General features: G+C 71.7%; 11 protein-coding genes and 1 pseudogene. 3 read left to right on the top strand and 9 right to left on the bottom strand.

The genetic code is table 11. The features are described from left to right. The 6 genes and pseudogenes from ABZ576_RS18985 to ABZ576_RS18960 all read right to left on the bottom strand — a co-directional run. Window positions 1-410, bottom strand: a pseudogene (locus ABZ576_RS18985) (hypothetical protein); the annotation flags it as partial. Between the two features lie 10 nt (window positions 411-420). Then, window positions 421-870 (bottom strand): hypothetical protein, encoded by a 450-nt coding sequence (locus ABZ576_RS18980; protein ID WP_360741545.1) that lies wholly within the window; start codon window positions 868-870, stop codon window positions 421-423. A 222-nt stretch (window positions 871-1,092) separates the two neighbouring features. Next, on the bottom strand, window positions 1,093-2,241 hold the full coding sequence (locus tag ABZ576_RS18975) for a hypothetical protein (protein WP_360741543.1): 1,149 nt from the start codon (window positions 2,239-2,241) through the stop codon (window positions 1,093-1,095). A gap of 50 nt (window positions 2,242-2,291) precedes the next feature. Next, entirely contained in the window at window positions 2,292-3,230 is a 939-nt protein-coding gene (locus tag ABZ576_RS18970) for an N-acetylneuraminate synthase family protein (protein WP_360741541.1), read from the bottom strand. A 12-nt stretch (window positions 3,231-3,242) separates the two neighbouring features. After that, window positions 3,243-4,472, bottom strand: a complete 1,230-nt coding sequence (locus tag ABZ576_RS18965; protein WP_360741539.1) for an N-acylneuraminate cytidylyltransferase — start codon at window positions 4,470-4,472, stop codon at window positions 3,243-3,245. A gap of 23 nt (window positions 4,473-4,495) precedes the next feature. Continuing rightward, entirely contained in the window at window positions 4,496-5,824 is a 1,329-nt protein-coding gene (locus tag ABZ576_RS18960; RefSeq protein ID WP_360741537.1) for a DUF6716 putative glycosyltransferase, read from the bottom strand. A gap of 198 nt (window positions 5,825-6,022) precedes the next feature. Between ABZ576_RS18960 and ABZ576_RS18955 the strand changes: the two genes are divergently transcribed. Then, entirely contained in the window at window positions 6,023-7,000 is a 978-nt protein-coding gene (locus ABZ576_RS18955; protein ID WP_360741535.1) for a glycosyltransferase family 2 protein, read from the top strand. After that, on the top strand, window positions 6,997-8,331 hold the full coding sequence (locus tag ABZ576_RS18950) for a polysialyltransferase family glycosyltransferase (RefSeq protein WP_360741533.1): 1,335 nt from the start codon (window positions 6,997-6,999) through the stop codon (window positions 8,329-8,331). The genes ABZ576_RS18955 and ABZ576_RS18950 overlap by 4 nt, the downstream gene beginning before the upstream one ends. A 45-nt stretch (window positions 8,332-8,376) precedes the next feature. Here the strand turns inward: ABZ576_RS18950 and ABZ576_RS18945 are convergent, their stop codons facing one another. After that, on the bottom strand, window positions 8,377-10,698 hold the full coding sequence (locus tag ABZ576_RS18945) for a glycosyltransferase (protein ID WP_360741531.1): 2,322 nt from the start codon (window positions 10,696-10,698) through the stop codon (window positions 8,377-8,379). Continuing rightward, a complete protein-coding gene (locus ABZ576_RS18940) occupies window positions 10,695-12,161 on the bottom strand; it encodes a glycosyltransferase family 29 protein (protein WP_360741529.1) in 1,467 nt (488 codons plus the stop codon). Before ABZ576_RS18940 ends, ABZ576_RS18945 begins: the two co-directional genes overlap by 4 nt. A gap of 262 nt (window positions 12,162-12,423) precedes the next feature. On the opposite strand from ABZ576_RS18940, the gene ABZ576_RS18935 reads away from it, so the two are divergent. Continuing rightward, the gene (locus tag ABZ576_RS18935; protein WP_360741527.1) at window positions 12,424-13,560 is read left to right on the top strand and encodes an acyltransferase; all 1,137 of its coding nucleotides are present in this window, start codon (window positions 12,424-12,426) and stop codon (window positions 13,558-13,560) included. Window positions 13,561-13,597: 37 nt separating this feature from the next. Here ABZ576_RS18935 and ABZ576_RS18930 read toward each other — a convergent pair whose 3' ends face one another. Continuing rightward, the gene (locus tag ABZ576_RS18930) at window positions 13,598-14,248 is read right to left on the bottom strand and encodes a TetR/AcrR family transcriptional regulator C-terminal domain-containing protein (RefSeq protein ID WP_360741525.1); all 651 of its coding nucleotides are present in this window, start codon (window positions 14,246-14,248) and stop codon (window positions 13,598-13,600) included. Between the last annotated feature and the right edge of the window lie 55 nt (window positions 14,249-14,303).

Genomic DNA, 14,303 nt, shown 5'->3' with positions numbered 1-14,303 from the left:
GTCGAAGGCGACACCGTCCCGCCCTCCGGCACCTTGCCGTCGACCTTCTCGCCGCCCGCCGGGAAGGACACCGAGCCGTCCGCACCGACCGTGCAGCCCGCCGCCTTCGCGTCCTCCAGAGCCGCCTCCAGCTTCCGCTTGGCCGCCGCCATGTCGAAGGCGAAGGCGTTCAGCGCGGTACTCGCCAGCGCGCACTCGGTCTGGATGTAGTGGAAGTTCTTCCCCAGCTCCTTCAGCTCCCCGAGGGCGGCCGTCACCGCCTCGCCCTCCAGCTGGTCGCGCAGGGTCGCCGAGATCTTGTTCTCCACGGCGTCCTTGGCCGTGCTCGCCATCTCGCTCGTGGCGCGGTACCCGTCGGCCGCCTCCTCGAACTCGGCCGGCTTCAGCGCCTTCAGCGTCGCTATGTCCATGACCGCCCCGTCACCGGCCCTTCGCCTGGCCGCCGACGGCATCGGTGTCCTTGTACTTGGCCGCGACCCGGTCCAGCTCGGCCTTCACCTCGCCGTCCGACTTCGACAGGTCGTGCCCGGACCGCTCCATCAGCCCGCCCAGCTCGCCGCAGCGGCTCTTGACGTCGCCGACGTACTTCTTCCAGGAGTCGTACAGCTCCTTCTGGGCCGCCGCGGACTCGCACCCGGACGTCTCACCCAGCCCGGACTGCCCGTCGTCCAGCTTGCCCAGCGCCTTGCCGATGTCGTCCTGGAGGCCCTTGGTGTCCTCGCCGGCCATCGTCCAGGTCTTCTTGTCCGACTTGAGCTTGCCCGCGGCACCGCTGCCGCCCGGGTCCATCGGAACATGGTTCAGCTGCATCTGCGAGGAGCCGCGGGCGGCGGCGTCCGCCTTCAGCTGCTCCCACTCGTCCCAGGACATACGTGTCGTCCTCCCCGTTACCCCGTTACCCCGTTGCACCGGCAACGATCACCGGTCCCGCCATGCTCCCTGTGGCGGGGGCAGGAATCAAATCAAACTCGTGCGCGGGGGCCGGGGAGTTGGGGCGCCAGGGCCTGTCCGGCCCTTCGCGTCCTCACCCGAAGGGCGGCAGACGGGGAATGTCGGACAGGAACTAGTCGGACGGGGCATGCCGGACAGGCACTAGACCGGGTTCACCGCCGCCAGCCGGTGGACGTCTCGGGCGGTGCCGGTCACTCCGGACAGGAAGCCCTGGGCCCGCGGGGAGGCGGTGTCCGTGAGCCAGGCCGGGTCGATGTCGCAGACCGCCACGCGCACACCCGTGCCGGCCAGGGCCAGCGGGAGGGTGTGGACGACCGTGGAGGGGAAGCTGAGGACCGTACGGCCGATCGGGCCCCGGCGGGCGATCAGCTCCAGGGGGAGGTCCGGGCGGACCACCTCCAGGCCGGTCTCGGCGGCCAGCCGGTGGAGCTTGTCGGCGCTCTCCCGGCGGTGCGCGAAGTAGCGGGTGGCGCCGTGGGTCCCGGCCAGGCCGCGGACGGCCTCCAGGTAGCGCTCGCCGTCCACGACGCCGGTCTCCACCAGCGAGGTGCCGACCATGTCCGCGCCCTTGGTGATGCGCGGCGGGCCGAAGCGGGCGCGGGTCCAGGCGAAGGCGTTGGCGGTGACCGCGACGCCGTCCGGGACCTCGGTGACCGGCATGGAGGAGAAGACCTCCACGCGACGGCCGTCGCTCGGCGTGAGGCGGCGCCGGGCCGAGGAGGACACGGGCGCGAAGAGCAGGTCGCGGGCGCCGGGGCGGCCGCCCTTGCGGTGCCAGCGCACCAGGCGTTCACCGCGCGCCAGCTGGGCGACGAACTCCATCGTCGCCGTGCCGTCGTCCACGACGACCAGGTCGCGGGCGCGGGTGATGGTCAGCAGGAGCTGCACGTAGCGGGAGAACGGGTCCCCCATGACGATCCGGTCGGCGCGGCGCAGGGAACCCGCCAGGCCGCCGATGGTGTGGAAGGGCGCGGTCGTACCGCCCCGCGCCTCCTCCCAGCGCACCCGGTACCCCTCGTCCCGGGCCAGGTCGGCCATGCGGCGCAGCTGGCCCCGGGTCATGGGGTCGGTCGGGGACAGCACGACGACGGTGAGCTCCGCGCCGGCCGCCGGGTCACCGCCGGCCGCCGTCCGCCGTATCTGCCCGGGCACGGACGGCAGGGTGTCCGGTTCCGTGCCGTGCAGGCCCTTCAGGTGCGCCCACTCCAGCACGTTGAGCAGCTGGACCGGGCTCTCCACGAAGGCGAGGGTGCGGAGAGGGTGGCCGGCGTGACCGGCGCGGGGGCTCATCGGCGTACGACCGTCCCGTCGTAGGGCAATCCGTCAGGCAATCGGGGTGCTCAGACCGAGACCGGCTCGCCCGCGGCCGCGGCGATCTCCGCCTCGGCGACGACGCCGGTGACGCGGCGCAGCTTCTTCATCGGGCCGAGCTCGGAGTCGTAGACCTTCTTGACGCCGTCACCGAGGGAGGCCTCGATGGTGCGGATGTCGCGGACCAGGCGGACGAGGCCCTGCGGCTCCACGGAGGCGGCCTGGTCGGAGCCCCACATGGCGCGGTCCAGGGTGATGTGGCGCTCGACGAAGGTCGCCCCGAGCGCGACCGCGGCGAGGGTGGTCTGGAGGCCCGTCTCGTGGCCGGAGTAGCCGATCGGGACGTTCGGGTACTCCTTCTCCAGCGTGTTGATCACGCGGAGGTTCAGCTCCTCGGCCTTGGCCGGGTAGGTGGAGGTGGCGTGGCACATGAGGATGTTGTCGCTGCCGAGGACCTCCACCGCGTGGCGGATCTGCTTCGGGGTGGACATGCCGGTGGAGAGGATGACGGAGCGGCCGGTGGCGCGCAGGGCGCGCAGCAGCTCGTCGTCCGTGAGGGAGGCGGAGGCCACCTTGTGGGCCGGGACGTCGAACTTCTCCAGGAAGGCGACGGCCTCGGTGTCCCACGGGGAGGCGAACCAGTCGATCCCCTTCTCCTTGCAGTACTCGTCGATCTGGCGGTACTCGTCCTCGCCGAACTCCACGCGGTGGCGGTAGTCGATGTACGTCATCCGGCCCCAGGGGGTGTCGCGCTCGATGTCCCACTGGTCGCGGGGGGTGCAGATCTCCGGGGTGCGCTTCTGGAACTTGACGGCGTCGCAGCCGGCCTCGGCGGCCACGTCGATCAGCTTGAAGGCGTTCTCCAGCTCACCGTTGTGGTTGATGCCGATCTCGCCGCAGATGTAGACGGGCCTGCCGGGGCCGACCTCGCGCGAACCGAACGAACGCAGACGGGAGTTGGTGCTCATCAGGGGGTGTCCTTACTTGGGGAGGGAATCGAGAGAGGGGCCGAGGATCCAGCTGGCGATCTCTCGGATCGCGCCGTCACCGCCGGGGACGGTGGTGACCGCGCGTGCGGCGCCGCGTACGACGTCGTGGGCGCTCGCGACCGCCACGGGCCAGCCGACGAGGGCGAAGCACGGGAGGTCGTTGACGTCGTTGCCGACGTAGAGCACGCGCTCCGGCGCGATGCCCTGCTCCTCGCACCACTGCTTCAGGGCGAGGTCCTTGCGGTCGATGCCGTGCAGCACGGGGATCTTCAGCTTCCGTGCGCGGGCGGCGACGACCGGGTTCTGTTCCGTGGACAGGATCAGCATCTTCAGCCCGCTCCTGCGCAGGGCCGCGATGCCGAGCCCGTCGCCGCGGTGCACGGCGACGAACTCCCGTCCGTCGGAGTCGATCAGCACCCGGTCGTCGGTCTGGGTGCCGTCGAAGTCCAGTACGACCGCGTCGACGTCGGCGGCGGTCGGCAGCGCGCCGGGGCGGTCCGCGTCGAAGAGCGGGGCGAGCGCCCTCGCGCGGGCCAGGTCGTGCGGGTCGTCGATCTCCAGCACCCGGGCCGGGTCGGTGCGGACCAGCTCGGTGTGGCCGAAGAAGCGGTGGCCCTCCTTGCGGAAGCCGGCCGCGTCCATGGCGTAGGCGGCGCCGGTCTCCAGGAAGTCCTGGGGGCGGTCCTGGCGCCGCGGGCGGTAGGACTTGTCGTGGTTGACGCCCACCCCGCCTGCACCCTCGGTGTCGGCGGCGCGCCAGACGAAGCCGTGGAAGGGGGCCACGGTGACGGCCGTGTCGGCGCCGTTCTCGGTGACGGCGGCGGCGACCGCGTCGATGTCCTCGCGGACCAGGAACGGGCTGGTGCACTGTACGAGGAGGACCACGTCGACCGGGGCGCCGTGCAGCGCCTCGTGGGTGTCCATGGCGTGCAGGACCGCGGCCTCGGAGGTGGCGGTGTCGCCGGCGATGGCGACGGGCCGCAGCACGACCTCGGCGCCGGCCTGCCGGGCGGCGGCGGCGATGGCCTGGTCGTCGGTGGAGACGACGACGTCGGTCACCAGCCGGGTCGCCCGGCACTCGCGCACCGCCCGGACCACCAGCGGGACACCGCCCACGGGGGCGAGGTTCTTCGCGGGGACGCCCTTGGAGCCGCCGCGGGCGGGGATCACCGCGAGCACCCGGCGGAACGACGTGCCCGGGCCCTTCGCCGAGTCGGACATGGTGTCTTCTCCTTGGAATGAGGTCACAGCTCGCCCATCCGCCGGATCACGGGGGCGACTCGCTGGACGCCGTGCCGGTAGGCGCCGCGCGCGGCCCGGCGCACGATCTGCCGCACGGGGCCGGGCGCCTTGTCGGCGGCGGGCGCTCCGGGCAGCGGGGCGCCGTCGGGGCCGAGGTGGTGGCGGGCGAGGATGCCGGGCAGATAGCCGGGGGCGGTCTCGGGGGTGTAGTAGGGGTTCAGCGGCGGCAGGCCGCCGGGGCGGTCGAGCAGCTTGGCGAGGCGCTCGCGGCCGGCGTCGAACGCGGTGGCGTAGGAGCCCGCCCCGGAGGCGGTACCCGCGGGGGCCACCCCCTGCCGGGCCACCCACTCCTCGTCCGGCACCGGCCGGTGCCCGGCGTCGAGCCGGTCCCAGGAGGTGAGGCAGCCGGAGCCGGTGAAGTGGTGGTTGCCGAGCGCCTCCCGCACCCCGAGGTCGGTGAGGACGGCCGTGGGGATACGGCGGTGCAGGGCCTCCAGGGCGGCCGTGGAGCTGACCGTGACCAGCAGGTCGGTGCGGTCCAGCACCTCGCCCATGTGCCCGTACACCAGCCGGAAGTTGGCCGGCAGGTCCTTGCCCTGGACGAGCTTCTGGTAGGGCAGTTCCTCGATGTGGGTGGTGTGTTCGCCGGGCTTGGAGCGCAGTTTCAGCAGCACCTCGCGCTCGGGGTGCCTGCGGGCGTGCTCGATGAGCCGGCCCAGCAGGTAGGTCCGGTCCCGGCGGTTGTCCGGCACGGAGGGCTGGGCGGCGAACACCACGGTGTAGGGGTCGTGTTCACCGGTGTACGGCTCGCCGCCGAGGAAGGGCAGCGCGACCTCGGTGACCGAGGAGGCGTCGGCGCCCACACCCTCGTACACGGCCCGGAACCGTTCCGCGTCGTGGCGGGAGTTGGCGAGCACGAGGTCGGCGCCGTGCCGCAGCAGCAGTCCGTCGGTGAGCTTCTCGTAGACGACCCCGACATAGCCGGTGACGACGACGGGACGCGGCCCGGAGCCCCAGGCGCAGCGCAGCCCGTGCAGCATGGCCTGGACACCGCCGCCGACGAGGGCGAGGACGAGGACGTCGTACGGCTCCTCGGTCATCGCGCGCAGGAACTCGACGCCGGTGACCTCGTGGAGTGAGTCCGCCCGGACGCCGACTTCCGTCAGTTGGCGGGCGGTGGGGGTGGCGCGTCCGCGCAGGAGGTAGCCGTCGAGCCGGACTCCGGCAGCCGCGGGAGTGAGCCGCTGCGCGGTGAGCGCGCCCCACTTCCATCGGGTGTCGGAGTCCGCGAGGACGGCGACCCGCAGGGACTTCGTTGCACTTGCTGGCACACCGAAGACGCTAGGAAGCCATTCCGAGGATCCGCCCAACCCGAATACAACAAACGGTTAACAGCACATCGCCGAATGGCGAATCAGGCCCCGATCGCCCCTGGAAACAGCCTGGTTCACAGCTTCGCCACGTGTCGTTCACCCGGTATCAAGCACGCCGTCAAGACGAATCACGGGCCGCACCCTAACGTCCCTCACGTGGTCAAGCTCTCCGTCATCGTGCCGTTCTACAACGTGCAGCAATACGCGCCCGACACACTCAGGAGTCTGTTGTCGAATGTGCGTGAGGACTTCGAATTCATTCTCGTCGACGACTGCTCCCGCGACGGGACACCAGAGATTCTCGCGCGCGCGGAGCGCGAGCTGCCGGGCGCGGTGCTGGTCCGGCACGAGCAGAACGGGGGGCTGGCGACCGCGCGCAACACCGGTATCGACCGGGCGCGCGGCGAGTACCTGACGTTCCTGGACGGTGACGACTGGCTCGCCCCCGGCTACTTCCCGCGGCTGCTCAAGGCCATCGAGGAGCTCGGCTGCGACTTCGTGCGCACCGACCACGTGCAGTGCACCGCCCGGTCGCGCAGCGTGCACCGGGTGCCGGTGGGCCGGCGGAACACGGTGCTGGACCCGCGTGCGGCGATCCTGCCCGCCGACCGGTCCACCTCGGTGGACTACGCGTACGCGTGGGCGGGCATCTACCACCGCCGGCTGCTGGACAAGGGGCTGCTGCACTTCACCGACGGGCTGCGCACGGCCGAGGACCGGCCGTGGATCTGGAAGCTGCACCGGGAGGCGGAGTCCTTCGCGGCGGTGAGCCTGCTCGGCGTGTTCTACCGGCGCGGGGTCGCCTCGTCCCTCACCCAGATCGGTGATGTGCGGCAGCTCGATTTCATTCGGGCGTTCGATCAGGTCATCACGGAAACCGCGGCGGACCGGGAGGCCGGCGTCCTGCTGCCCAAGGCCGTACGCACCTATTGCGCGATCATTTCCCACCACCTGGGATCGATCGAAAGGTTCGAGCCGGCAGTGGCCAGGCAACTGAAATCCATGAGTGCCGCCGCCCTGCGGCGGATGCCGCAGGACGTGCTGGACGAGGCGCTGGACTCCATGGACCTCCAGCGCGCCACCCGGCTGCGCCGGCTGCGCCGCCGCCCCGCCGCCGCGGGGGTCGCCGCGTGACCACCCAGATCTTCCAGGCGTCGACGCTGTACGGCACGGCCACGCTCGCCGCCGCCCTGGACTCCGGCTGCTTCCGCCCGGCCGACCGGCGGATCCTGCTGGTCTGCAACAACGCGGCCACGCCCGAGACGACCCCGGCGCTGGACGCGATGCCCGGCTTCGAGCGGCTGCGCGACCGGTTCGACGACGTGGTGTCGTACAACGGGACCATCTTCCCGTTCCACCCCGGCGGCTGGGCCCCCCGGGGCGAGGACCTGCCGCTCTGGGAGCGGTACCTGCGCCACGAGTGGCGGCTCGGCGACGACGACGTCGAGCTGGCCGTCGAGTCGATCCAGGTCAACCCGTCGCTGGCGCTGACGCAGATCTTCACGGGAGCGCCGGTCACCGTCTACGCCGACGGTCTGATGAGTTACGGCCCCACCCGCAACAAGATCGACCCGCTGGTCGGCACCCGGGTCGACCGCGTCCTGCACCTGGACCTGGTGCCGGGTCTGAAGCCGCTGCTGCTGACCGAGTTCGGCGTGCCCGGCGAGGTCGTGCCGACGGCCGCCTTCACCAAGGTGCTGGCCGAGCTGGCGCCGCTCGGCGACGAGCTGCCGGCGGTCGAGGAGCCCGCGCTGCTGCTCGGCCAGTACCTGTCCGCGCTGGACATCCTCTCCGCCGAGCAGGAGGAGGACCTGCACGTGCGGATGCTGAAGGGCGCGGCCGCCCTCGGCCACACCAGGGTGGTGTTCAAGCCGCACCCGTCGGCCCCGGCCCGCTTCACCCGCTCGCTGGAACGGGAGGCGGAGAAGCTGGAGGTCGAGCTGACCGTCCTCGACACACCGGTGCTCGCGGAGGTGCTGTACCAGCGGATGCGTCCCGCGCTGGTGGCCGGCTGCTTCTCCACCGCGCTGCTCACCGCGTCCGCGCTGTACGGCCTGCCGGTCGCCCGGGTGGGCACCGACCTGCTGCTGGAGCGGCTGACGCCGTACGAGAACAGCAACCGGGTCCCGGTCACCATCGTGGACGCGCTGCTGCCCGACCTGTCCGACCGGACGGCCGTCACCGAGCAGCGCCGGGGCATGGACGTGGAGGCGCTGGGCGCGCTGGTGAGTGCGGTGGGCTTCGCGATGCAGCCGAAGATCCTGCCGAAGCTGCGCGCCGAGACCGAGAGCTGGCTCGCGGCGAACCTCACCGAGCGGACCCTGCGCTACTTCAAGCGCAAGCGGCTGACCTCGCTGGCGCTGCCCGGCGGGGTGCCCGCGCAGCTGGGGTTCATCCCGCGCAACGCGACGGTCCGCCGGATGGCGCGCAAGGCGCGGAGCCTGCGCAGGGTCGTACGGCGCTGACGGCCGACCGAGGGCGGGCCCGCTGCCGGGCCCGCCCTGCGCCGTTCACCGGCGCAGGATCGTCCGGATCCGGGCGGCGTTCTCCTGGGTGACCTTCCACAGCAGTTCCTGGCGGTCGTGCACGTCGGCGACGGTCCGGCTGTGGTGGTCGAGGATGTGCAGGGCCCGCTCGGTGAGGACGTCCCCGAGGTTCCTCTCGTGGACGGAGATCCCCCACTCGGGGCGCTCGATGTCGCTGAGGAAGTACGCCATCTTCGGGTGCGAGATCAGGCTGAGGATGGGCGTGCCGACGCCGAACGGGATCATGCCGGCGTGCCCGCGCATGCCGATGACCAGCCTGGTCCTGGCGTACGTCTCGCGGATCTCGTCGTTGTCGAAGTCGTACATCGGGATGACCGGCAGCGAGATGCCGTGCTCCCGGCGCAGGTCGAAGGCGATCCGCTCGTCGTCCAGGGAGTGGGCGACGCACCGGACCTCGGTGTGGGCGCCGATCGCGCGGACGGCCTTCGCGATCTCGGCGAGGAAGTGGCCGTAGTCGTGCCCGAAGCGCAGTCCCGCGCGGTCGTAGGCGGCGTTGAGCAGCACGGTGTCCTCGCGGCGCGGCGGGTCGGACCAGCCCGGCAGCAACTGCCGCGTGACGGTGGTGGGGCAGGGCTGGAAGACGACCTTGTCGTGCAGCGCGGCCGGGAGCAGGGAGCGGACCCGGGCGATGGAGCCGTGGTTGCGCAGACCGAAGAAGGCGGACTTCTCCACCAGCAGCCGGAGGCTGTCGTTGAACCGCCGTGCGCGGTACGACTGTCCGTCGAAGGCGTTGAAGCCGACCGCGAAGACCATGACCGGTACGTCGATGGCCTCCAGGTGTGCGTCCGGGACGTTCCACTGCCAGGCGCTGTTGCCGTTGGGCATGGTGTCCGGGATGAACAGCCCGCCGCCGCCGATGACCAGTCCGCGCCGGGCGTTGACCCGCTCCAGGGCGGCCTCGTCGAACAGCCGGTGGGCGTGGACGGAGTGCCAGCGCCGGGAGGTGGTGTCGGCGCCGAAGGCCAGCCGGACGGTCTCGGGGAGCAGCTTGTCGCCGGCGTTGCCCTGCCGGTCCATGTAGAAGGCGACGTGCGCGAGCTGGTCCTCGGCGGCGCCCTGTTCCTGGGCGGGCACGGCGGCGGCACGCTGCGCCCACAGCCGGCTGGAGCGGTGCGTGGGGTCGACGGAGAGGCCGGCGGTGGCGTACCTCAGCGCCTCGGCGTTGTCGCCGTGCACCCAGGCGATCTGGGCGAGCCGGGCGTAGGCGGTGGCGGCCCGGTTGGGTGCGGCGGTGGCCATGAGGAGCTGTGTCTTCGCCTCCTCGTAGCGGGAGACGCTCATCAGGGCGTGCCCGAGGACCTCGTGCGGCCAGGCCTCGTCCAGCGGGATGCGCACGGCGGAGAGGATGTCGACGGCGTCCTGGTACTCGCCGGCCGCGATGTGCGCGGCGGCGACCCTGCGGGCGGCCTCGACGTCCGAGGTGCGCCGCACGTGCGGGGTGCCGAAGTGCACCAGCAGGTCGTGGTGGAGGCCGCCCTTGGCCAGGCAGGCCGCGTGGAACGCGGCGTCGCCCAGGTCGAACGCGCGCCAGCGCTCCTCGGCCTGCGCGTACCCGGCCTCGCCGCCCTGCCAGGGCTTGTGCCGGCCGGTGAAGTGCAGGATCGCGGTGTCGTCGGGCACGGGCAGGTCGCCGGACAGACGCCGCTTGACGAAGTTGTAGCGCGGGTCCAGGCGGACGAAGTCACCGTCCAGGACGGCGTTGAGGATGCCCTGGTCGTGCTTGTCGAGTTCGTAGGCGCCGCTGCGCCCGACCTCGTCGAGCCGGGCGCAGAAGGCGTCGGACAGGTACTCGCGCTGGATGACCAGGAGCCCGGAGTTGAGCTTGTGCTGCCCGTAGAAGAACTGCGGCACGGCGGCGAGTCCCTCGCGCAGCTTCAGCAGTTCGCCCAGGTCGCCGAGGACGACCATGTCGGTGTCCAGGGTGATGACGGTGTCGTAGTCGCGGATCTTGAAGACGTCGAGGATGAAGTACGCCTTGCGGACGAGGTAGTTGTCCTGGTCGCCCTTGACGTAGGAGTCGTAGTGGCCGGCGTCGACGCGGCGCAGCACGATCCGGGGGTGCAGGGCGCGGATGCGGGCGACGGAGGCGGGCTTCAGGTCGTCGTGCAGGACGACGAAGTCCTCGCAGACGCCCGGGTTGGACAGGGCGAGGCTGCGCAGCAGGGCGAGGAAGCCCGGCAGGTAGTTCTCGTCGACGAACGAGGCGAAGGCGATGCGGCGCTTGCCGGTGAGCGCGGCGCCCGAAGGGGTGGCGGTGTCCGGCACTGCCGGGGTGCTGGTGGTCATCGCAGGGATATCCTCATGTCGGTCACGCTCTGGGCCCGCTCCATGACCCATGCCTTCTCGCTGGTGTATTCGTGCACGGAGGTGATGGCGAGCTTCATGGCCTCGGGTACGCGGTAGGCGCCGGACTCGTAGAAGTCGAAGCCGATCAGGTCGAGCTTCGGACTGACGTCCAGGAAGTCCAGCAGCCACAGCATGTTGAAGCCGGTGGTGGGGATGGCGGGCCAGACGTCGGTGCCGAGCCGGCCGATGCCTCGGACCGGCCAGCGCAGCGACTCGTCGCCGAGGAACTGCTGGGCGCCGGGCACCAGGCGGTTGCGCAGGCTGTGCTTCCAGTCGCCGGAGACCCCGCCGAAGACGAGCCGGGTGGTCACCGGCCGGTCCCAGTTGAAGCCGTGCTTGTGGATGGTGGCGTGGATGTCGGTACGGCTGCCGGTGTGGCGGGGGTCGATGCGGTACGAGTTGAAGCGCACGACGAGGTCGTAGCCGTCGATCTCGGCGCCCATCGCGCTCTCGCCCACGCGGCCGGAGTTGGCGATCAGGCAGACCGACTTGCCGGCGATCTGGTTGCGGAACTCGCCGAGGCCGATCCAGCGGACCCCGCCGACGGTCGGGTCGGCGACCGGGCCGCGCATGCGGACGCGGCGCTGTTCGGCGTAGAGGGCGACGGCCTCGGTGAGCGCCGCGGGATCCGCGCCGGGCAGGCCGGTGCGCAGGTCCAGGTACTGGCTGAGGAGTTCCTGCCGGTCGGCGACCGGCGCCCGCTCTTCGGCGAGCGCGAGCAGCGCGCCGACCAGCCGGGGCTCGGCCGCCGTCCAGTCGCCGAGGGCGTGCAGGGCGAGGCCCTCGGCCCAGACGTCGGTGGCGGGGCCGGCGGCGAAGCCGGCGGCGTCCGGGCACTGGCGGCGCAGCAGGTCGAGCAGTTCGCGTTCGCGCTGGGCGGCCCGGCGCAGGCCCTCGATCCGGGCGGCGACGCCGAAGCCGTCCTCGCTGGTCAGTTCCAGATAGCGCTGGTACGCCTCGACGGCCTCCTGTTCCTCGCCGAGCGCCTCCAGGACGCGGGCGCGCAGCCGCCAGCCGGCGCGGGAGTTGCGGCGCTGGGCGAGGACGGTGTCGCCGATGTGCAGGGCGAGGCGCAGCTCGTCGTCGTAGCCGCACTCCAGGGCCTTGTTGGCGACGGCCAGCAGGGCGTCCAGCAGTTCGCCGGCGATACCGCCGGACGGGCCGGCGGTGCCCTTCACGGCCCGCTTCAGCAGCGCGGTGGCGCCGCCGGCGGGGGCGGGTGCGGGGGCGGCGGCGCCGATGGTGCTGTGCACCACGAGCAACCTGCGCAGCTGCTCGGCCAGTTCGGTGCGGCGGCGGTCGAGGCTGCCGACGAGTTTGCCGCTGTGTACGGCGCAGGCGCGCAGGCAGTCGTCCAGCTCCCCTCCACGCGCGGGTGCCCGCCGGCTCTGGACCCTTGTCATAGCTCTCCTGATTTTTGCCAGGCATATCCGCGCTTTGCGGCCGAATGCCATGCGTTTACCGAAGCGTGGGGGTGGATGGAGAAACTAGGAAGGTAAAACGACGTACAGGTGAACGAACCGGGTCGCGGGAAAGAATGGTTGGCCTGTCAACCAAGGCATTTCCGTGATTCGCCCAGGTGCCGGTGGTCCGACTCCCCCACGCCGGGGACTTTCACAAAGAAGATGAAATGATCAACACCGGTCCGGGTAGGCGCCGAGCACCATGGCTGCCTCCCTCCCCACCCTCGCCGCCGTTCCCGCTCCCCCCGACCGTGGAACGGCCCGTGCACGAAAGGGCCGTCTGCTCGCCCTGGACGGTCTGCGTCTCGTCGCCGCGCTGATGGTCTGCCTCTACCACTACGCCGGACGCGGCGGCACGGTCTCCGCGTCCTGGGGCCAGACCCCGGCCCGCGTCTTCCCGTCCCTGTCCCAGGTGGCCACCTACGGCTGTCTGGGCGTGCAGTTCTTCTTCGTCATCAGCGGGTTCGTGATCTGCATGAGCAGTTGGGGCCGTACGCTCGGCGACTTCTTCCGCTCCCGGGTCGCCCGCCTGTACCCCGCCTACTGGGTCGCCCTCGTCCTGGTCACGGCGGCGGCCGTGACCCTGCCCGCCGTCGTCCACCCGGTCCGCCCGGACGAGTTCCTGGTCAATCTGACGATGCTGCAGCAGCCCATGGGCGCCGACCGGGTGCTCGGCGTGTGCTGGACGCTCTGGGTGGAGGTGCGGTTCTACGTCCTGTTCGCCCTGCTCGTCGTGGTGCGCGGGGTCACCTACCGCCGGGTCGTGCTCTTCTGCTGCGTGTGGACGCTGGCGGCGGTTCTCTGCCGCGCCTCCGGGAACGCGCTCACCGACCAGCTCGTCATGCCCGAGTACGCGCCCTTCTTCGTCGGCGGTCTCGCCCTCTACCTGATCCACTGCTTCGGCGGCGACCTGCTGCTGTGGGGCATCGTCGCCGTGTCCTGGCTGCTCGGGCAGAGCAACGCCACACGCGGGCTGTGGCACGCCGGCGCGCAGAGCGACTTCCACCGGGAGCCGTACGTCATCCTGGCGGTCGTCACCCTGGCCTTCGCCGCCGTGGCCGCGGTGGCGGTGGGCTGGACGCGGTGGGCCTCCTGGCCCTGGCTGGTCACGGCCGGCGCGCTGACGTACCCGTTCTACCTGGTCCACGAGCACCTGGGCTGGTTCGCCATCCGGGTGCTGCACCGGGGATGGGGGCTGCCGCCGTGGCCGACGCTGGCCGTGACCGTCCTGGGCATGCTGCTGACGGCCTGGCTGATCCACCGGTGCGTGGAGCGGCCGCTCGGGCCCCGGCTGAAGAGGGCGCTGAAGAAGACCGGTGCCCCCGCTCCCTCCCGGTAGCCGCCCCCTCGGGACGCCCCGGCCGGCGACGGATCCGTCAGCGGATCCCGTACCGCGCCTCGATCCCCGCGACGACCAGCGCGAGCCCTTCCTCGAACTGCCGGTCGTAATCGTCGAAGAGCAGTTCCCCGGCTTCGGCCGCGAGCGGGAAGCCGGCCATGCGCCGGGCGCGTTCCCCGACGTCGAACCCCTCCCGGTCCTCGCCGGGCAGGGGCCGCATGCCCTGCTCCTCGGTGACGAAGCCGATGGTGTACGCGTTCAGCGTCCGGCCCGCGTCGACGGCCTGGGCGAGCGTGAAGCCCGCCGCCGTCAGCAGCCGCAGGTTCGCTTCGAGGGCGGGGGCGTGGTCCGTGCCGGTGAAGCGTGAGCCGCTGAAGACGCGGGCGCCGTCGCGGTAGCCGAGCAGGGCGGCCCGCAGCCCGCGGTTGCCCTTCAGCAGCCGCTCCTGCCAGGTGTCGGCGGGGTCGAGCGCCGTGCCGGCGACCATCCGCCGGTACATCTCGGTCGCCATCTCGTCCAGCAGCGCCTGCTTGTCCTTGAAGTGCCAGTACAGGGCGGGCGCCTTGACGTCCAGCTCCCGGGCGATGGCCCGCAGGGTCAGCCCCTCCAGGCCGACCTCGTTCAGCAGCCGCAGCGCCGTGTCGGCGACCCGCCGGCGGTCCAGGGGTGCCCTTCGTTCCGTGCTCACGCCGACAGCTTGACAGCTTAACGGCGTTAAGGGCACTCTCGTCGGCGACCGCACT

The organism is Streptomyces sp. NPDC013455 (genome assembly GCF_040632975.1).
Lineage (GTDB): Bacteria > Actinomycetota > Actinomycetes > Streptomycetales > Streptomycetaceae > Streptomyces.
This window is presented reverse-complemented; position numbering and strand designations above follow the sequence as displayed.

What these genes read in the sequence shown, in the direction of transcription:
- ABZ576_RS18980 (WP_360741545.1), bottom strand. Translation starts at nt 870, where the DNA reads ATGTCCTGGGACGAGTGGGAGCAGCTGAAGGCGGACGCCGCCGCCCGC.
- ABZ576_RS18975 (WP_360741543.1), bottom strand. Translation starts at nt 2,241, where the DNA reads ATGAGCCCCCGCGCCGGTCACGCCGGCCACCCTCTCCGCACCCTCGCC.
- ABZ576_RS18970 (WP_360741541.1), bottom strand. Translation starts at nt 3,230, where the DNA reads ATGAGCACCAACTCCCGTCTGCGTTCGTTCGGTTCGCGCGAGGTCGGC.
- ABZ576_RS18965 (WP_360741539.1), bottom strand. Translation starts at nt 4,472, where the DNA reads ATGTCCGACTCGGCGAAGGGCCCGGGCACGTCGTTCCGCCGGGTGCTC.
- ABZ576_RS18945 (WP_360741531.1), bottom strand. Translation starts at nt 10,698, where the DNA reads ATGACCACCAGCACCCCGGCAGTGCCGGACACCGCCACCCCTTCGGGC.
- ABZ576_RS18940 (WP_360741529.1), bottom strand. Translation starts at nt 12,161, where the DNA reads ATGACAAGGGTCCAGAGCCGGCGGGCACCCGCGCGTGGAGGGGAGCTG.
- ABZ576_RS18935 (WP_360741527.1), top strand. Translation starts at nt 12,424, where the DNA reads ATGGCTGCCTCCCTCCCCACCCTCGCCGCCGTTCCCGCTCCCCCCGAC.